The organism is Pseudomonas veronii, assembly GCF_001439695.1.
In the GTDB taxonomy this organism is placed as follows: domain Bacteria; phylum Pseudomonadota; class Gammaproteobacteria; order Pseudomonadales; family Pseudomonadaceae; genus Aquipseudomonas; species Aquipseudomonas veronii.
Window position 1 is genome coordinate 316,224 of the sequence record NZ_JYLL01000003.1, and the last position, 19,037, is coordinate 335,260.

Annotated in this window: 13 protein-coding genes; 7 read left to right on the forward strand and 6 right to left on the reverse strand. The window is 54.5% G+C overall.

The annotated features are described in order from the left end of the window. Window positions 1-90 precede the first annotated feature (90 nt). The 5 genes from TU80_RS05825 to TU80_RS32605 all read left to right on the forward strand — a co-directional run bounded on the left by TU80_RS05825 (window position 91) and on the right by TU80_RS32605 (window position 5,846). Window positions 91-1,377, forward strand: coding sequence for a site-specific integrase (locus TU80_RS05825; protein ID WP_057004007.1), 1,287 nt, complete (start codon window positions 91-93; stop codon window positions 1,375-1,377). Next, a complete protein-coding gene (locus TU80_RS32600; RefSeq protein ID WP_134939822.1) occupies window positions 1,370-3,088 on the forward strand; it encodes a site-specific integrase in 1,719 nt (572 codons plus the stop codon). The genes TU80_RS05825 and TU80_RS32600 overlap by 8 nt, the downstream gene beginning before the upstream one ends. Beyond that, window positions 3,085-5,148 (forward strand): hypothetical protein, encoded by a 2,064-nt coding sequence (locus TU80_RS33315; RefSeq protein ID WP_186355009.1) that lies wholly within the window; start codon window positions 3,085-3,087, stop codon window positions 5,146-5,148. Before TU80_RS32600 ends, TU80_RS33315 begins: the two co-directional genes overlap by 4 nt. After that, window positions 5,129-5,581, forward strand: a complete 453-nt coding sequence (locus tag TU80_RS05835) for a hypothetical protein (RefSeq protein WP_057004009.1) — start codon at window positions 5,129-5,131, stop codon at window positions 5,579-5,581. The genes TU80_RS33315 and TU80_RS05835 overlap by 20 nt, the downstream gene beginning before the upstream one ends. A gap of 61 nt (window positions 5,582-5,642) precedes the next feature. Further along, window positions 5,643-5,846: a hypothetical protein gene (locus TU80_RS32605; RefSeq protein ID WP_131670690.1), complete on the forward strand. Its 204-nt coding sequence runs from the start codon at window positions 5,643-5,645 to the stop codon at window positions 5,844-5,846. Between the two features lie 150 nt (window positions 5,847-5,996). Here TU80_RS32605 and TU80_RS05840 read toward each other — a convergent pair whose 3' ends face one another. Next, window positions 5,997-9,062 carry an anti-phage protein gene (locus TU80_RS05840; protein WP_057004010.1) on the reverse strand — a complete coding sequence of 1,022 codons (3,066 nt, stop codon included), beginning with the start codon at window positions 9,060-9,062 and terminating at the stop codon, window positions 5,997-5,999. Between the two features lie 513 nt (window positions 9,063-9,575). Here TU80_RS05840 and TU80_RS05845 point away from each other — a divergent pair. Continuing rightward, window positions 9,576-10,865, forward strand: a complete 1,290-nt coding sequence (locus TU80_RS05845) for a YifB family Mg chelatase-like AAA ATPase (protein WP_057004011.1) — start codon at window positions 9,576-9,578, stop codon at window positions 10,863-10,865. A gap of 10 nt (window positions 10,866-10,875) precedes the next feature. On the opposite strand, the gene glyA is transcribed toward TU80_RS05845, so the two are convergent. From glyA to TU80_RS05860, 3 genes are read right to left on the reverse strand one after another with little or no spacing between them, the layout of a single operon-like run. Further along, a complete protein-coding gene (gene glyA / locus TU80_RS05850) occupies window positions 10,876-12,141 on the reverse strand; it encodes a serine hydroxymethyltransferase (protein WP_046381661.1) in 1,266 nt (421 codons plus the stop codon). A gap of 25 nt (window positions 12,142-12,166) precedes the next feature. Then, window positions 12,167-12,982 (reverse strand): YggS family pyridoxal phosphate-dependent enzyme, encoded by an 816-nt coding sequence (locus TU80_RS05855; protein ID WP_046381660.1) that lies wholly within the window; start codon window positions 12,980-12,982, stop codon window positions 12,167-12,169. Beyond that, the gene (locus TU80_RS05860; protein WP_057004012.1) at window positions 12,979-14,220 is read right to left on the reverse strand and encodes a benzoate/H(+) symporter BenE family transporter; all 1,242 of its coding nucleotides are present in this window, start codon (window positions 14,218-14,220) and stop codon (window positions 12,979-12,981) included. Before TU80_RS05860 ends, TU80_RS05855 begins: the two co-directional genes overlap by 4 nt. A 142-nt stretch (window positions 14,221-14,362) precedes the next feature. Between TU80_RS05860 and pdxR the strand changes: the two genes are divergently transcribed. Then, window positions 14,363-15,862, forward strand: coding sequence for a MocR-like pyridoxine biosynthesis transcription factor PdxR (gene pdxR / locus TU80_RS05865; protein WP_057004013.1), 1,500 nt, complete (start codon window positions 14,363-14,365; stop codon window positions 15,860-15,862). 17 nt (window positions 15,863-15,879) lie between these two features. Here the strand turns inward: pdxR and TU80_RS05870 are convergent, their stop codons facing one another. Together TU80_RS05870 and TU80_RS05875 are read right to left on the reverse strand one after the other, a co-directional pair. Beyond that, window positions 15,880-17,856: a methyl-accepting chemotaxis protein gene (locus tag TU80_RS05870; RefSeq protein ID WP_046381657.1), complete on the reverse strand. Its 1,977-nt coding sequence runs from the start codon at window positions 17,854-17,856 to the stop codon at window positions 15,880-15,882. Between the two features lie 177 nt (window positions 17,857-18,033). Beyond that, a complete protein-coding gene (locus TU80_RS05875; protein WP_026139908.1) occupies window positions 18,034-18,954 on the reverse strand; it encodes a LysR substrate-binding domain-containing protein in 921 nt (306 codons plus the stop codon). Window positions 18,955-19,037 lie beyond the last annotated feature (83 nt).

Consider the following 19,037-nt stretch of genomic DNA (forward strand, 5'->3'; position numbering starts at 1 on the left):
CTATGGACGTTGCTCTATCTCGGGCTACGCTTTGCAGACTGTGGTTATTTAACCAAAGGTTTCGTGGCACAGCAGATTAGGAGCGCGACCATGGCGAGACTTGAACCAGTTAGCTTCATCCCACATCGCTCAACGCTGGACCTTGGTCGAATTCTTTGGACCCCTGTTTCTCATGGTCGCGTTATCAATGCATTGCCACAAATTTTCTGGGCGGGTGGAAGCCCGTGGCGTGAAGCAAATCTTTGGCTCATGGAGCAAGCGGTTAGACGAGACGTCGATATCAAGACAGTAAATGCAAAGGCGACTTCCTTGCATGCTTACGCAAACTGGCTGGAGAAATCTGAAAGCAAATGGTGGGACTTCCCCGTACGGAAGGAAGATCGCTGCTTAGTGCGCTACCGTGGCGCACTGTTGGACGCTAGGGACAGCTCAGAGATCGCTCCCTCTACCGCTACCCAGCGCATGCGAGTAGTCGTTAATTTTTATCGATGGTTAAAAGCCACTAGGCTCCTTTCACCCGAGTGGCCATTGTGGGAGGAACGGACGGTCGGGATACATCTTACGAATCCGTTCGGATTTGAGCGCACCTTGACAGTCACAACTACGGATCTATCCATTCCGAATCGGGCTAGACCAGGTGAGCGGTTAGAGGATGGTTTGCTGCCTGTTTCAGCCGACGATCGAAACAGAATCCTTACGTTTGCCCGAGAGCACGCCTCAGAAGAACTCTTTCTGCTTTTAACAGCAGGATTCTTCACTGGCATGAGGCTCCAAACTTTAGCTGATTTGAGAATAGAAACTTTAACTAGTGCTGTACCAGACCCCGCAGATCCGAAGCTTTATCGTTTAGCGGTAGGGCCAGGCGCTAGTCCACCAGTAGCGACTAAATTTGGAGTGTCAGGCCAAATATGGATAACAGAAAGCTTGCTTGCAGAGCTACTAGATTATGCGTACGGCCAGCGCCGCCTTCTGCGAGAAGCGAAAGCATCCGGCAATAATAAAAACTTGTTGTTTTTGACACGCTTTGGAAATCCGTATGCTCAGCGTGGATCGGATAAATCAATAGCGATCAATGTGGAAATGCATAACTTCAAGAAAAGCGCAGTGCGCAATGGCATTGCAACGATGCGTTATTTTCGATTCCACCAAACTCGCTGTACATTTGCGACTGAGTTAGCAAGCTTGGCAATAAGTATTGCGGGAGGAATACATGCGGTTGCAGTGATCAAGGATGCACTATTGCATAAAAATGAGTCTACGGCGTTGAAATATATAAAATTTATAGAAAAAACACCGATTAAAAAGGAGCTGGCAAACTCTTTCACTAGAGCATTTTTAGGCATTACATCAGGGATCGAGGAAACGCTCGATGCCTGACCAACGGTTACCTGACCTAACATTTCGCAACGTGAAATATGGTCCAAGAGAGACGCCCCTAAATTTATCCTTATTACTCTATAATGGCGGAGCAGCTACTGATATACGAGAATTTTACAAATTAGTATCAAATGGACGCCTAGGCGCTCCCCTGATGAATCGACTTCCATTAATAGTCAAAATTCACTCGGTTATTCAAGGACAGCTTGCCGGGGGCAAGAGTCGGCTTACAGCAAAATCCACTATCCAATCTATTCGTGAGTTTTATACCTGGTTAGACCGTAACGGACAGTCCCCCGAAATAGACTCAGTTGCCAAACTGTACATCTCATGGACTGACCACCTGCTTTTAAGGCAGCGGACCCTGGGCAATCTAAAAACGGCTACCGTTGCAGCAAAAGCGACCACAGTGGGCTCCATTTTAGATCAAGCATTGGACTTAACGATCGGTCTATATCGCCGCACCTCACTACCTAAGCGATACAACAAAAAAAAGGTTTTAGGAACACAGGCAGACAAGACAAAGCTGAAGGACTCCTTTGAGTTTGGCCATGCACTTCTAGACATTTCTAACGCCCTCACTGTTGAGGCAATCCGGGGGGCCTTGCCGGTAAAAATTCAATTTCGTTCTGGCAAAGTTCTTGAGGAGTGGTCTGGCCTGAGGCCTGCGAGCACCGTAAAATATTTAATTCCTAACTACGGAAACTCTAATGGCAGAAGAAGGGTTAAAGAAAATCGAGAAAGATGGGAAAAAGATAAATCATGGCGCACAAGATTCCCGTTGATAAATCTTAGAATTCAAGCCGAAATGTTGATTTTTATTTCACAAACAGGAATGAATCTTGCTCAAGTAAACAGACTTAAATCGGGAAAGTGCACATACCAAAGTTACCTCGATGGATATCAAGTTCGACGCGTTTATAAAGGCAGAAGACAAGGAGAGGTTGAATTTGAAATTTTCAGTGATTACAGAATAATATTCGAACGGTATTTAAAGTGGCGAAAGGAGATATTTCAGGATGACGAGAATGGATTGCTTTTTCCGGAGTCCTCACCTCAACAGCGCTCCTTAGACCTTTCGCCTAAGTTTTACGCTACCCAAAAGAGATGCAAAGCACTTGGCGTTCGCTATATCCCAGCAAGTGAGCTTAGAAAAACACGAATCAATTGGCTTGTCAGAACCTCTCACGACCCCGTCTTAACCGCCGAGATAGCCCAGCATACGCAAGAAACTTTACTCCGCATATACGACCAACCTCATCATCAAAGTGCAACAGTAGAGATCAGCAAATTTCATAATTTACTGAGCGGGACGTATGAACCGCCAAGTCCAGGGGTATGCATCAACCCTATCGCAACCTTAGAGGAGAACGCACCGAAAAGAGCACCATCTCCAAACTGTGCTAATCCAGCTGGATGTCTGTTCTGTACCCACCACCGGGATATCGACACAGCAGATCACATATGGTCACTTGCAAGCTATAGGCATTACAAGACCTTAGAGCTCACATTTAACCATCTCACGAACAAGAGTGAAAAAGAACATCCAGCACACGTTACCATTGAGCGAATTACTGGAAAACTAAAACAATTTAAATCAAGCAGTTCATTGCGTGCCTCTTGGGTAAGCGAAGCATTGGATCTTATCGACGAAGGAAGTTTTCATCCCAAATGGGACGGGTTTATTCGTCTTATAGAGGCACGAGAATGACGCTAAAAATTGCTTTGAAGGGATTAGGCATAGATTCTCTTTTAGTATTGCCCACATCCGAAAATTACAGGCTGCCGAGCTGGCCTCCCCCTGACGACTTTCCCGTTGTCATCGACTCAACAGGCAGGGTTGTTAGCCGATACAGGGACACAGTGTGGGATCTCACACCTTGGGCCAAACAGGCGTTGCGATTGAACTTCGGGGACAACCCGACTCGTAAGGACGATCCAATCGCCACACCAGAAAACGCCGACATTGCTCGCCAAATTGCTGCGTGGTGGCTGTGGGGCCCACACTCGGTTAGGAGCGCAGTATCTCTTAAGGCTCGGTTCGTATGTTTATTTCCATTGTTTGCCCTATGCTCCACGGAGGGCATCTCTGCGGCCGAGTTGTGGAAATTCCCCAGAGTTGCAGACCAATTAGCTCAAGCATTCTCCCCCTCGAACGCGGTGGAGGCACTAACCCATTTACATGCTCTTTTCGAACAACGAGAACAGTTAGGATTTGTGATCCTTGACCGAGAAGGTTTACGTCGGCTAGAAGCGTCGCTTCCTAACCATCAGGTAAAACAAACTCCTTATATTCCACCTAGAATTTGGTCTTACCAAGTAGAACGTCTACGTACGTTTCTAGAAGACTTTCATTATTATCGTGAGAGGCTCGAAGCCTGCTTTCAATTCTGCGTTGATATATACACTAAATATTATGGGACATTGACTGGCGCCTTCGACAGAACTCATCACTCCAAAAAAAGACACTTCTCGCCATTCGACCCCCGCAGCCGAAATGCATTTGGTATTCAGTTTGAGTATGAGGGCAGATTTTCAGAAATCGCTCAACGATTTGGAATTAGTGACCTGCTGCGAAAGTGGGTATTGCCGAAAGGCCAATCACTTGACGGTGCTGGACGCAGCATAATTACACTCTCCAGTTACTTCACAATGGTAGGTAAAGTTGGTACAGCATACGTACTAAATTTTTCAATGATGCGAATTGAAGAGGCATGGGCACTCAGGGCAGACTGCCTGGACGTGGAGGAAGACGATGATTTCGGGAAAATATATTTGTTGCGAGGTGTCACTACTAAAACTATCGAGGACGATGATGCTCGCTGGATAACATCACAATTTACCGAAATAGCAATTGAAGCAATGGCCTGTGTGTCGCGGCTCAGAATGGTTTGCGCAGAGGCCAACTTAAAGGTCCCTATTACACCGACAGATGTGCACGCCCCTTACCTCGTTTTGAGGCCTTACGAGCCTTGGTCAAATGCAAAAAACACAGGCGAACCTCTTTCCGTACGGCCTGCATATCCTAGCTATCAATCGATAATCGAAATGTACCCTCAACTGTTTGATCTTGAGCAGCTAAAAATCACGAATGAGGACTTACAGATTGCCCGCCTAATTACTACGACGTTGGATAGGGACATCTTTAGCGTAGGAAAAATCTGGCCACTCGCCTGGCACCAACTGCGCAGGACCGGGGCAGTCAACATGCTTGCATCTGGTTTGGTATCAGACGCTTCTGTTCAGTATCAACTAAAACATACAACCAGAGCGATGTCGTTATACTACGGCCAAGGTTATTCAAAAGTACGCTTAAACGAAGATACGCTCAATCACTACGTTAGAACGCTGTACGAAATTTTAAGTAAAGAAATCGTTCTCCTATTCTCAGATCGTTTTGTTAGTCCGTATGGAGATAGTCGTAAAGCTGAAATTCTAAAAATTGTTGACCCTAAAGATGTGAAGAAGCTAACTAAATACGCTAAGACTGGTGAAATATCTTGGCGCCAGACGTTACTCGGTGGATGTGCTAAACGTGGATCTTGTGAGTTCGGGGGCATCGACAACGTGATTAGATGTGGTGGAGGGGACCGGCTAGGGCCGTGTGCTGACGCATTATTCGATCGACACAAAAAAAATAGTATTCAAAAGTTGGCTAGCCTTATTGATGAACGATTGAGTGAAGCGCCATTGGGCTCGCCATATCACGAGTCGCTTTGTGCTCAAAAAAATGCGGTGGAGAATGCCCTAAATGTCTTATCAACCAATTAATTCCTCCAAGGTAGGCAAAGCTGAGAATTCTTTCCGTGAAGCTTTTGAGCGGCTAAAAATGCGCAAACCGGAGATCTTGCCTAAAACAGCACAAGTCTCGCAGAACAATGTAGCCAGAGAAGCTGGAGCTGATCCATCGGCGCTAAAAAAAGCTAGATATCCCGAACTGGTTCGGGAGATTCAGCAATGGATTCTGGAAAACTCAAATAGCCCAGTCACATCGATCCGTCAGAAAACTCTCAATAAGCGTAAGAAAAACCGTTCTCTAAGAGACACCATATGCGATCTAAAAATACAACGCGACAGAGTAGCAACACTTTTGGTGGAGGCCGACTCTAAAATATTAGAGCTGACAATGGACAATTCACGCTTACAGGCGTTGCTAGGCCCCAACAATATCAATCCCTTGCGGGCCCCAAAAGACCAAAAATAATTCGCTTTAAAATTATTCAAGTTATCAGTAGCTATGCGCCGACAACTGGTAGGAGCCGATTATGATTGAAGAAACCAGAGAAGTAACCAGCACCGGAAGTGAAATTAATGCAAACATTTTATTAAGAGGTGGCTGGACTCTTTTGCTTGTTTCGAACCGAAAAAATAAAGACATGCAATGGACACATTTTGTGTTCGGTTGGCAAGTCGAAACTCCTCCCCCCGTACTACATTTTACAGGGGTTGAGCCAAACATTGAAATCTAACTTGCGCTCCCGAAATTGCAGCTTGAATCACTACTCGCTTGAGTCTGATCTAACTAGCAACACTGCAAAACTCGATATCTACCCCACTCGCTATAACGAGTGGAGTAGATTCTAAGCATAATCTCTACAAGAAGTAGTCAATAAACACAATCACAACGAGTCCGCCTTGGATTTTCGCGATTTGTGATCTATAGCACGTGATTGCTGAATACTGATCTGAGCAATCGACGACAACCGTTGCTTATCTTTATCGGTCGTATGAAACATATGCAAGTGATAATAGATAAGACTCTGAAGAATTGTGAAGGCAAATGTATTTGATTTTAGGTCTCTAGCCAGTTTGTCCAAGTAGTCAAATGGAATTTGCCCTGGCTGAGTTAAGCACGACGCCATTTCAATAAGCCGGTAAGCATTTCCTTGCTTCTCAGCCACGGAGCGTGAAACATCTTCTCGAATTTTATCCGAGCTGACCAGATTTCCAGTTCGAGCTATAAATGAAGTTGTAATTAGACCTACAAGCTGAAATGCAAATTTTTTAGCTTGAGCTGTCCGCTCTTCCGCCAACATTTTCGGAAACCTCTCAGCCAACTCCTTCTCTATCTCAGCAACGAACCTATCGGGCTGTTCAAGAATCTCCGAGAACAGCTTACTCAGCGTGCGCAGAGAACTATCAAAAATGCTTTGAATGTACTGTTGTTTTCGATCTTTCTTAATGGAACCATAGTAATTTTTTACGATGTGAGCCAAAATTTCAGAGGTTTTTATTGTTAAATTTATGTCTGAGCTTATTCCAAGAACCGTCTGCGTCTCTTCTCCATGCTCATTCTCGCGCACACGCACATTACGCTCGTCGTCTTCGGCCTGGTCAGACTCATACCGATCCTGATTTTTTTTATTGTTTTGTTGATTCTCGCCTACGTTAAGGTCCTTTATAACTAAGCGGGCTGCCGATTCAACTAGGCTATTTATGGCGGCCATATCTCCGTTTAGATGAAGCGGCTCATTATCGGAGAAGCAAGAATCAAGACTCGAAGATATTTTGTTTATTACTCTCGGGTCGCTGGAATAGTGCGTGAGAAACATAATTATGTTGGCATTCTCACGAATATACAATTGCTCACAATATTGCTCTACTATCTGCATGACTTCTTCTTCATGCAGGTTGTCGCTTAGGTATTTACCCACAAGCAAATAATATATGTATGCATAAGTAAATCTGTAGTAATCACCATTTTTCGCTATTATTTTAGCGCTGTATAGCAAATTAATTCTTTGGTCAAAGTCAACCGAAGTAAACTCATCTGAGAATTTTGTATTAAACTCTCTTAGTTCGGCAGTGCTCAGCTCTTTACGGCCATTTTCTTTGAAGTGCCACGCCATCTGAGAGAGATATGAAAACATCTCATCAAATTCATCTGATCTATACCCAGCATCTTTTAAGCTTTTGGTAATCAGGTACTGATAGTAGTAAGAAAAACTACTATTCTGAAGCTCGCCCTGCTCGTTTTGCTCGCTGCTTTGTAAAAAAATCAGCAAATATACAGGTTTTGCTGGAACAATGCTTTTTCCCAAGATCCCATTAACTAATGTTTCAGCACCGTAAACTTTTCTGTCAAAGTCGACGAGGGTCTTGACCTCCCCTAGCATGCACCATTTCTTAATTAAGGTGTTCCTGAGCAAATGACCAAAGGGTCTTATCTTATAGGAGGCATACTCAATAAGATATTTTGATGCCTCACCACCTAGAAGCTCATTTATTTTATATCTGGTGTGGCCAGTTAGTATCACTGAAATAAAACGATCTTGCAGGATCTCGATTAATCGCTCCTGAACTTTCAAGTCACCTTTAATTCGGTCAAGATCGTCAATTAATACTACCTTTGTACTTTTTTCTGCATATTTAAATTCATCAGGATTTACGTACTGCTGCGATGCTACCTGATCAATCAGCTTGTCTATATCACGTTCGGTTACTGATTTTATATCCTCACTTTTAATGTATAGGGGAAGGCCACCCTGTTCGTGGATATCACAAAAGTACTTGCGAAGAAGAAAGGTCTTCCCACCCTCGTCATCTGCCAGGATCAGAATCCTTTTGCCAATTTCCCATCCGGCACAGATCTCATCTCCAAAAACAGTTTTCTTAGCTACGTCAGAATCGTTCTCCTCAAGCTGAGGATAGACAAAAATCTCCTCAGCGCTCAACGGGCCACGAAGCGGGTGTGTAAAGTTACCGCCCGGATCCATCAATACTTTTAGAAAGGCAGGATGGATCTTATTCAACCTTGAGCACTTCGGGCTTGTGTCGAAACTATGTTCTAGCTCATCACCTAACTGCTCAGGCAAATGCTCAGTTGCCTTAAAGCGCGCCTCGTACACTACTTTGTTTTCGGTTTCGAATAATAAACATGTAAACTGGGGTTCGAGATTGCTTTCATGAGGCTGTAGTGCCGGAGCCTCAAGCATCAGAGTACTGCCATTCAAATCTGACACAACTTCAGAGCCGATTGAATGTTCATGCCCAGACAAGATAGCATTACAATGGGTTTTTAGCGCCCTACGCATTGGGTGATATGTATTTTGGCAGTACCAATTCAAAGGATGATGAATTAGCGCCAATCGCAGTGTACTCGGCTCTTCCAAATGCTCAATGTATTTCTGAATAGGAAAAACGAGTTGACCGGCACTTTCGTGAAGCTTCGACATCCATGCTGCGTTGATCGATGAAATTCGAAGAATACCATCGCCCACTGGCAACTCAAATTCTTTCCACAACCGGTCTTCAAAGACAGGCGCCAAGAGACGGGTATTCGCTTCAAACTTAAAATACTCAACTTGGGCTTCAGTGCATTTATCTATATAAGCTGGATTGACTTCCTCACCCTGCATTTCAATGACTTTATCAATAGTAAGTGTTCGTATCGCATCTTCAGGAATCAGGGCACAGTCGTGATTACCAGGCGCCAAGAACACGTTAATTGGTCTACCAATTTCTGCTTGCAGCTTTGTTGAAATTGTTGACAGCAATTCACTCGCATACTTATATTCAGTCGCCTGCCCACCGAAAGCAATATCGCCCGTCACGACAACCACAAACTCGTCACTTCGACGAGCTATTTGATAACATGCTTTGGCTACGCATTCACCATACTTTCTAGCTGGATCAGTGTCACGGCGGAAATGAATGTCGCTTAAATGCAATACACCCAACTTCATATATTGTCTCTCCCTGGCGCTAGCGACTGAACACTAAGTTATTATTTACCAACAATCAGCTTAACTAAATCTGTCACCCCAACAGTCACTCTAAAACTCATTTCCGTGCTGCATTCAACCTAAAATAAACCATTTTATACATTTCAGGTATTTGCTAGATCGCGAGCTGAAAAAATTCATCCCATAGGTTTCAGTTAAGGATCAACCATTGGTACTCCAGCAGCGCTTACCTGCTGCGCACGGAGAGCTGCTCGCACTTTATCATGCCTATGTGCGGCGCGAGGCGCGCCGAAGAGCGAGGCGGCTTCGCTAAGTTTTGTACACGTCATCTGTCGTTAGTAATTCATTTCAATGCTGATGGAGGGAAGTACACATAGCCGAAAGAAGGCGCCTGTCGTGGACATTTCATAGCTTTTCGGCCGATTTCTAGCCATCGACCATGGACCTGGAATCTTCCAGAAAGGCTCATAGCTGGCTGGTAAGACAGCTATGTCCATGGATAGGAACTAACCCGTGTGCCGTCGTTTTGACCTGGCGATAGCCCTCGGGATTCTCGCGGCGAGCGTGCAGGTGCCGACGCAGATGCTCGACGACGTGGAATGCCTGGGGGAATTGGCGCTATCGGGCGAGGTACGCGCAGTGAAAGGTGTGTTGCCGGCAGCGCTCGCGGCGCGCAAGGCCGGGCGCAGCGTGATCGTGCCCCGGGCGAATGCCGAAGAGGCCTGCCTGGCATCGGGGTTGAAGGTGATTGCGGTGGACCACCTGCTACAGGTGGTGGCGCACCTGAATGGGCATGTGCCGATCGAGCCCTTCAAGTCCGACGGTCTGCTGTACTTGAACAAACCTTACCCGGACCTCAGCGAAGTCCAGGGCCAACTCGCCGCCAAACGCGCACTGCTGATCGCTGCGGCAGGCGCGCATAACCTGTTGTTCAGCGGCCCGCCCGGCACCGGCAAGACCTTGCTCGCCAGCCGCCTGCCGGGTTTGCTGCCGCCGCTGAGTGAGCACGAAGCGCTGGAAGTGGCAGCGATTCAATCAGTGGTCAGCCTGGCGCCCCTGAGTCATTGGCCCCATCGGCCGTTTCGCCAGCCGCACCATTCGGCCTCCGGCCCGGCGCTGGTGGGTGGAGGGTCAAAGCCGCAACCGGGGGAAATCACCTTGGCCCACCATGGGGTGCTGTTCCTGGATGAGCTGCCGGAGTTTGATCGCAAGGTGCTCGAGGTTTTGCGCGAGCCACTGGAGTCGGGGCATATCGTGATCTCCCGCGCCCGCGACCGCGTGAGTTTCCCGGCGCGCTTTCAACTGGTCGCCGCAATGAACCCCTGCCCTTGCGGTTACATGGGCGACCCCAGCGCGCGCTGTCGCTGTACGCCGGAGCAGGTCCAGCGCTATCGCAACAAACTCTCCGGGCCGTTGCTGGACCGGATCGACCTGCACCTGACCGTCGCTCGCGAAATCACCGCGCTGAACCCGGCCCCGCAGCCCGGCGACAACACGTCCACCGCCTCGGCACTGGTAGCCCAGGCCCGGGACCGCCAGCAACAGCGCCAAGGCTGCGCCAATGCGTTCCTCGATCTACCGGGGTTACGCGAGCATTGCGCGCTGTCGAGGCCGGATGAAGCCTGGCTGGAAAGCGCCTGCGAGCGCCTGACCCTGTCCCTTCGCGCGGCCCACCGCCTGCTCAAGGTCGCCCGCACGCTGGCGGATCTGGAACACACAGACAGCATCCGCCGCAGCCACATCGCCGAAGCCCTGCAATACCGCCCCTCAGCCTCCAGTCAGGTCGACAGCGCCAACGTTTAGAAGGGAAAAGTCAGCGATAAACCGGGTGTCGGCGGCACAGCGCAATCACCTGTTCACGCACCTGCAGCGCAACGCTATCGCTTTCCCCACGTTGCAGGGCGTCCAGGACATCGCACAGCCAAGCGGCCAGTTGCTCGCACTCGAACACGCCGAAACCGCGGGTGGTGACGGCCGGCGTGCCGATGCGCAGCCCCGAGGTGACAAAGGGGGAGCGCGGATCGTTGGGCACCGAATTCTTGTTGGCGGTGATGCCGGCGTTGCTCAAGGCCGCATCGGCGTCTTTGCCGGTGTAAGGCCGGTCGGACAGGTCGATCAACATCATGTGGTTATCGGTGCCACCCGAGACAATCCTGTAACCGCGCCGCTGCAACACGGCCGCCATGGCCCGGGCATTGACCACGACCTGGGCCTGGTAGGTTTTGAACTCGGGCCTCAAGGCTTCCTTGAAGGCCACCGCCTTGGCGGCAATCTGATGCATCAACGGCCCACCCTGAACACCCGGGAACACCGCCGAATCGAGTTTTTTGTAAAACGCTGCGTCCTGGCCCTTGGACAAAATCAACCCGCCTCGCGGGCCACGCAAGGTCTTGTGCGTGGTGCTGGTGACCACATGGGCGTGCGGCAACGGGTCCGGGTACTCGCCAGCGGCGACCAAGCCGGCGACGTGAGCCATGTCGACCCAGAAAATCGCACCGACCTTGTCGGCAATCGCCCGCATGCGCGCCCAGTCTTTGTACCGCGAGTAGGCCGAAAACCCGCCGATCAGCATCTTCGGCCGCGTTTCCACAGCGATGCGCTCCATCTCGTCGTAGTCGAGCAAGCCCGTCTGCGGGTCGAGCCCGTAAGGCACGATGTGGTAATGCCGGCCCGAGAAGTTGGAGGGATTGCCGTGGGTCAGGTGCCCACCCTGGGCCAGGTTCATGCCCATCACCGTATCGCCGGGGTTGATCAAGGCCAGGAACACCGCGGCGTTTGCCTGGGCGCCCGCATGGGGCTGCACGTTGGCGTAATCGCAGTCGAACAGGGCCTTGACCCGTTCGATGGCCAGGCGCTCGGCCACATCGACGTATTCGCAGCCGCTGTAGTAGCGCTTGCCGGGGTAGCCCTCGGCGTATTTGTTGGTCAGTACCGTGCTCTGGAGGCTCATGACCAGCGGGCTGGCGTAGTTTTCGGAAGCGATCAGCTCGACATGGTCTTCCTGACGGCGCTCCTCGTTATGAATCGCCTCACACAGCTGCGGGTCGAAGCTTTCAAGTGTCAATGTTGAGTCGTACATGATGAACAGGTCCTTGCTGAAAAAGTCAGGTCGTTGACGGTTGATCGGCGCTCGGCCAGTAGTAGTCATCCGGCATGGCGCGGGCGCCGAAGATGGCCTGGCCGACGCGGACAACGGTCGCGCCTTCCTCGATGGCAATCTCGAAATCCCCGGACATGCCCATCGACAATTCCTCCAGGCTGACGCCCGCCGGGGCGTGATCGCGCAGGCGCTCGCGCAGTTCGCGCAGCCGCACAAAGCACGGGCGCACGCGGGCCACATCGGCCGAAAACAGCGCCAGCGTCATCAGCCCGCGAACGCGCAAGGCCGGGAACGCTGGCAGGGCCTGCAGAAAACCCGCGACGGCGTGCGGCTCCAGGCCGTATTTGCTGGCTTCCCCGGAGGTATTCACCTGCACGAACACATCCAGTTGGCGCCCTTCGATCTGCAGGCGACGATCCAGCGCCTCGGCCACTCGCAGGCTGTCCAGCGCCTGGAACTCACTGGCAAAGCGCGCGACCTGCTTGGCTTTGTTGGTTTGCAGGTGGCCAATCACCGACCACTGCAGATCGGCCAGATCGCTCATGGCCTGCCATTTGCGCTGGGCTTCCTGCACCTTGTTCTCACCCAGCAGCCGACAGCCCGCCGCATACGCCAGGCGCAGGTGCGCCTCGTCAAAGGTTTTGCTGACCGGCAACAAGCGCACGCTCGCCGGGTCGCGTCCGACCCGCCCACAGGCACTGGCGATACGTTGCTGTACGGCCGCCAGATTGCGCCGGAAGTCCTCCACGCTGGTGGCCTGCGGGTAACGCCCGTGACGCGCATGCAGGGTGGCGCTGGCTGGCGGTTCGGCGCGCATCATTGGGCCGCTCCCTTGGCCGCCGCCACCGCCTCGGAAGCCGGCGCACGGCGACGTGGCAAGCGGCCGTTGAGCAACGCATACGCCGCCAACCCGATCAACAACCCCCAAAACGCGCCGCCGATCCCGAGCAGGTTGATGTTGGCGGCGCACGCCAGAAAGGTGATCAGCGCGGCTTCACGCGACCTGACGTCCGCCATCGCGCTGGCCAGGCTGGCGCCGATGGTGCCCAGCAGGGCCAAGCCGGCCAGCGTGGTGATGAATGCCGGCGGGAACGCCATGAATACGGCGGCCAGCGTTACCCCGAACACCCCGACGAGGATGTAGAACACCCCAGCGGCAACCCCGGCGACCCAGCGCTTGGACGCGTCCTCCGAGGCTTCCTTGCCCGTGCAGATGGCCGCCGTGATGGCCGCGACGTTGAACGCGTGCGAGCCGAACGGCGCCATCAGCAGCGACCCCAACCCGGTCACCGTCAGGATCGGGTTGGCGCTGGTCTTGAAACCATCGTTGCGCAACACCAGCATGCCCGGCATGTACTGGCCCGTGAGGGTGATCAGAAACAGCGGCAGCGCCACACTGAGCAACGCATTGAGCGAAAACTCGGGCCGGGTGAATACCGGCGCCGCCAGTTGCAGGGACAGGCCCGACAAGTCCACCCGCCCCTGCACCAGCAGGAATCCCAAGCCCAGCAGCAGAATGCCGACGACCGCGTAGCGCGCAGTAAAGCGCTTGAGCCCGACGTAAGCGGCGATCAACACGCCGACCAGCACCGGGTCGAGGCTCATGCCACCAAACGCGCCGATGCCGAACTGCAGCAGAATCCCCGCCAGCATGGCCGCCGCGATGCCCGGCGGAATCAGCCGGATGACTTTTTCGAAACAGCCGGACAGCCCCAGCAGCACAAACGCCACGGCTGAAACCATGTACGCGCCGACCGCCTCGGCGTAAGGCGTGGCAGACAGCGCGACCACCAGAAACGCCGCAGCAGGGGTCGACCAGGCGGTGATGATCGGCTCACGGCTCACCCAGCTGAGAAACAGCCCGGTCACCCCCACGCCGATCGATACCGACCAGACCCACGAAGCCGTCAGCTCGGGGCTGAGCCCGGCCACCTTGGCCGCCTGGAACACCAGAATGAACGTACCGCCATAATTGACGATGACTGAAATCAGCCCGGCCACGATGGGGTGCAACAGGTCGCGCGGGCGCAGCGGCGACGGCGATATTGACGAAGACATAGGGACTTTGCTCCTTGCCAGACGAGGGGTTGAGCCTCGCGTGATGGGTCATTGGCCGGCGTGAAGGCAGTGGCACAGGTGAAAGTCTACGGATAGACTGGCCTGCTATTACCGGCCAATTCTTCAGGACGAGGCAGACCGCATGGCGAAATCCTTCGAGTTGGAAACCCTGCAGATGCGCCTCAACGACGCGCAATTCCAGCGGTTGGGCCTGCACCAGCGCATTCAACGCGCGCTGCGCGCCTTGATCCTCGACGGCGCACTCTCGCCGGGCCTGAAGCTGCCGGCGACGCGGGTGTTGGCCACGTCGTTGGGGGTCGCGCGCGACACGGTGGAGAACGCCTACGTGCAGTTGCACCGCGATGGTTTTATCGTGCGGCGCGAGGGCTCCGGCAGTTACGTGTGCGAGGCCATCGGCACCGAATTGCGCGGTGCCTCGCGCCGCCGCATCAAGGCACAGGCCGTCAAAACCAGCCAGGCCGCACCGGGCGCCGGCTTGAGCCTGCGCGGGCGGATGATCCTCGACAGCGGCGGCGTGAACGATCAACAGGTGATCAAGGCATTCGCCACGGGCCTGCCCGAAACCCGCTCGTTCCCGACCGATGTGTGGGAGCGCCTGCAGCGCCAGGTGATGAAGGACTATCGCAGCAGCGTGCTGTTGCACGGTGACCCGCAAGGGGCCGAGTCGTTACGCAAAGCCATCGCGACGTACTTGAACCTTGAGCGTGGGGCGAAGTGCTCGCCCGACCAGGTCCTGGTGCTGAGCAGTACGCGCCAAGCGCTGTTTCTGTGTGCGCAACTGCTGGTGGACGTCGGCAAACCGATCCTGCTGGAAAACCCGGGCTACTACGGCGCCAGGAAGGCCTTCGAAACCGCCGAGGCCAAGGTCGTGCCCATCGATGTCGATGCGGCGGGCATCCGCACCGACCTGCTGCACGCCGACCGCAGCGGCGCCCATTGCGTGTATGTCACGCCGTCTCATCAATACCCGACCGGCGCCACGCTGACCCTGGAGCGGCGTCTGGAGTTGATCAACTGGGCCGCGGAAAAAGGCAAATGGGTCATCGAAGATGACTACGACAGCGAGTTCCACTACGAAGGCAAACCCACGGCCTGCGTGCAGGGCCTGGACAAATACCAGCGCACGCTGTACCTCGGCACCTTCAGCAAGACCCTGTTCCCCGGCCTGCGCATGGGCTACATGGTGCTGCCCCCGGAACTGGTCAAGGCCTTCACCTATGCGCGCAGCATGATGGACGGCCACACCCCGCAAATCCTGCAACTGACGCTGGCGCGCTTCATGGAGGACGGGCATTACAACGCCCATGTCCGGGCGATGCGCAAACTCTACGCCGGGCGCCAAGCCATCATGCTCGACGCCATCGGCAAGTACCTCGGCGATGTGGTCACCGCATGCCGGCCCCAGGGCGGGCTGCAAATCCCTTGCGTGCTGCATGAGGGGCGGTCGGAAGAAAAAACCATCCGCCAGGCCGCCAGCGCGGGTGTGCAACTGTCCGGCCTCAGCCGGTTGTATGCCGGTGCGGCCACGCAACAGGGATGGTTATTGGGCTACTCGTCCCTGACCGCCCATGAAATCGAAACCGCCATGCAGCGCCTGGCTAACGCGCTCAAGGCACGCTAGCCGTTCCAGGCGCGCCTTCAACGAAACCGATCGACCTCTTGGCGCAAGCCTGCCGCCAGCGTCTCCAGCTCCTTGGCGGTAATCGCCAGGTTCGACACCACTTCGCGTTGCTCGCTGTTGGCCAGCGCAATGCTCTGCAGGTTGCTGCTCAGCAACGTCGCCGTGCTGCTCTGCTCCTGGGTGGCGGTGGTGATCGCGGCGAATTGCTGCCCGGCCGAGCGGCTCTGCTCATCGATGCGTGCCAGGGCCGACGCCACGTCGGCGTTGCGTGACAGGCCTTCCTGCATCAGCGCATTGCCCTGTTCCATGGTGCTGATGGCGTTACCGGTTTCCTGCTGGATGCTTTGGATCATCCCGGAAATCTCATCGGTGGCCTGGCGAGTGCGCGAGGCCAGGTTGCGCACTTCGTCGGCGACCACCGCAAACCCACGGCCCTGCTCACCAGCGCGGGCGGCTTCGATGGCGGCATTGAGCGCCAGCAGGTTGGTCTGTTCGGCGATCGAAGTGATCACGCCGACGATGCCGCCGATTTCCTGGGAACGCTGGCCCAAGGTGTTGATCACCGTGGCCGTGCTGTTCAGGGCGGTGGCGATGTGTTCCAGGGACGACGACGCCTCCTGCATCGAGTTGCGGCCGATGCGGGTCTGCTGGGCGTTTTCCTGGGCCAGGCGTTCGGTGTTGCCCATGTTGTCGGCGATGTTCAGCGAAGTGGCGCTGAATTCCTCCACCGCGCCGGCCATGCTGGTGATTTCGCCGGACTGCTGCTCCATGCCTTCATAGGCACCGCCGGACAAACCGGACAACGCCTGCGCCCGGCCGTTGACCTCTTCGGCGGCCCTGCGGATGTGCGACACCATGGTCGACAGCGCTTCCCCCATCTGGTTGAAGCTGCGCGCCAGTTGGCCGATCTCGTCATGGCTCGACACGTTCAGGCGCGCGCTCAAATCACCGCCGCCCAAGGCTTCGGCCTGGCGTACCAAGTCGCTCAACGGCGCCAGTTTGCTGCGCAACAACCACACTGTTGCGCCCACCGCCAGCAGCATCGCCAGCATGCTGCCGATCACCAGGCGAATGCCCACCGACCACGTGACCGCGCGGATCTCGGCTTTCGGCATGCTCGCCACCACCGACCAGGGGCCGCCGGCAAACGGCACCGAGACGCTGTAGAAATCTTCCTGCTTGTCGCTCCAGAAGCGGCCCTTGCCGGGCGCCTTGGCCAGGTCCAGCATCACCGGCACAGCCTGGTCCGGCGCCTGCACCCCGGCCGGTGGTACCAGCCAGTGTTTCTGTTCATCCAGCAGCGCCAGCGAACCGGTCTGGCCGATGCGGAAGCGCTTGAGGTTGTCGAACTGGGCATTCTGCTCATCGGTGTAGTCGAAGCCGATGAACAGCACCGCGATGACTTTGCCGCTGGCGTCGCGCACCGGGCTGTACTGGGTCATGTAGGAGCGATCGAACAGCACGGCGCGGCCGATGTACGTCTGCCCACCGACCACCCGCGAGTAGGCCGGCCCCTGGCGATCCAGCACTGTGCCGATGGCACGGCTGCCGTCCTGCTTGGTCAAGGACGTGCTGATGCGGATAAAGTCGTCGCCGCTGCGCACGAACACCGTGGCCACGCCGCCGGATATCTGCTTGAACTCGTCGACGTCACCGAAGTTGTTGTTCAGCAGCGCCTTGCCCAGGTACAGGCTCGGGGTCTGCACGCCGGCCACGGCGACCGGCTGATCCGCCTGCACGCTCAAGCCGGCGCCGAAGCGTTTTTCAAACAGCCCGCTCAAGCGCTGGGTGCTCTCGCGCAAGGTGCCGTGGAAGGTACTGAGTTGATCGGCAAGCAGCCGCGCCTCGCTGGCCAGATGTTCTTCCCGGGTATCGAGGTTGGCGGAGTCGAGGGAACGCAAGGCAAAAACCGTACTGCCGCTGATGACGACAGCCAGAATCACGGCTAACGCGAGGCCTAGCTGGGAGGCGATCCGAGCACGAGGTTGAGACATGACAGCTCCTGGCCGAGGCCTGGATCATCCTGATCTCATAGCGTTGCTCGGCAAATTATCTAGTGAGATTCGTTGGTGCACGATAGTTCCAACACCCCTACTTCGGCGGCGCCGGGCAATACTTGAGCGAAGTGCAGGGGTATCACGCAAACGATTGCTCTCTCACGCTGAAGCGATTCAATCGAGACGCTCGACGACAGGCAACACCATGGCCTGCACTTCGCCCTGCAGAAACTCCGCCAGCCGGCGCAGACGCTCGCCGCCCGGGCGGGTTTTCGGCCACACCAGGTAATAATTTTCCCCACTGGCGACGGCGGTCGGCCACGGCAGGCTCAAGCGCCCCTGGGCCACGTCTTCGGCGACCATCAGCAGATCGCCCATGGACACGCCGTAACCCCGGGCGGCGGCGATCATGCCCAGCTCCAGGGTATCGAACACCTGCCCGCCCTTGAGCGACACCTGGGCGGACAGCCCCATACGCTCCAACCAGTTACGCCAGTCGCGGCGGTCGGGGGTGGGGTGCAGCAACTCGGCGCTGGCCAGGCGATTGACGTCCCATGGGCCGTCGCTCAACAAATTGGGCGCGCCGACTGGAATCAACAGTTCCGGGAACAGGTAACTGGCTTCCCAATCCGCCGGAAAGTGCCCGTCGCTCAACAACACCGCGCAGTCAAAAGGCTCCTGGTTGAAGTCGACTTCATCCACGCTCATCCACGCGCTGGTGAGCTGCACTTCGTTGCCCGGCTGCAAATGCCGGAAACGACTGAGCCGCGCCAACAGCCAGCGCATGGTCAGGGTCGAGGGTGCCTTCATGCGCAAGATGTCATCTTCGGCGTTCAAGGTATGACAGGCCCGCTCCAGCGCGGCAAAGCCCTCGCGCACCCCGGGCAGCAACAGGCGTGCGGCCTCGGTGAGCTGCAGGTTGCGCCCGCTGCGCAGGAACAGGCGGCAGGCGAAATGCTCTTCGAGGGTGCGGATATGCCGGCTCACCGCACTTTGGGTGATGGACAGCTCCTGCGCCGCACGGGTGAACGAGTTGTGTCGGGAAGCGGCCTCAAAAGCCCGTAGCGCATAAAGCGGAGGAAGACGACGAGACATAAGGAAAGCTCCGACAGCAGGATGCTGAAACCCTACCAGAATCAATCAGGCATGAGTTTTAATCATGCGACCAATCGCTTTTA

Excerpts from the sequence above, each read along its gene's own strand:
- TU80_RS05860 (WP_057004012.1), bottom strand. The coding sequence starts at position 14,220 with ATGTCTTCGTCAATATCGCCGTCGCCGCTGCGCCCGCGCGACCTGTTG.
- TU80_RS32605 (WP_131670690.1), top strand. The coding sequence starts at position 5,643 with ATGATTGAAGAAACCAGAGAAGTAACCAGCACCGGAAGTGAAATTAAT.
- TU80_RS05855 (WP_046381660.1), bottom strand. The coding sequence starts at position 12,982 with ATGATGCGCGCCGAACCGCCAGCCAGCGCCACCCTGCATGCGCGTCAC.
- TU80_RS05870 (WP_046381657.1), bottom strand. The coding sequence starts at position 17,856 with ATGTCTCAACCTCGTGCTCGGATCGCCTCCCAGCTAGGCCTCGCGTTA.
- TU80_RS32600 (WP_134939822.1), top strand. The coding sequence starts at position 1,370 with ATGCCTGACCAACGGTTACCTGACCTAACATTTCGCAACGTGAAATAT.
- TU80_RS33315 (WP_186355009.1), top strand. The coding sequence starts at position 3,085 with ATGACGCTAAAAATTGCTTTGAAGGGATTAGGCATAGATTCTCTTTTA.
- pdxR (WP_057004013.1), top strand. The coding sequence starts at position 14,363 with ATGGCGAAATCCTTCGAGTTGGAAACCCTGCAGATGCGCCTCAACGAC.
- TU80_RS05875 (WP_026139908.1), bottom strand. The coding sequence starts at position 18,954 with ATGTCTCGTCGTCTTCCTCCGCTTTATGCGCTACGGGCTTTTGAGGCC.
- TU80_RS05840 (WP_057004010.1), bottom strand. The coding sequence starts at position 9,062 with ATGAAGTTGGGTGTATTGCATTTAAGCGACATTCATTTCCGCCGTGAC.
- TU80_RS05835 (WP_057004009.1), top strand. The coding sequence starts at position 5,129 with ATGTCTTATCAACCAATTAATTCCTCCAAGGTAGGCAAAGCTGAGAAT.
- glyA (WP_046381661.1), bottom strand. The coding sequence starts at position 12,141 with ATGTACGACTCAACATTGACACTTGAAAGCTTCGACCCGCAGCTGTGT.
- TU80_RS05825 (WP_057004007.1), top strand. The coding sequence starts at position 91 with ATGGCGAGACTTGAACCAGTTAGCTTCATCCCACATCGCTCAACGCTG.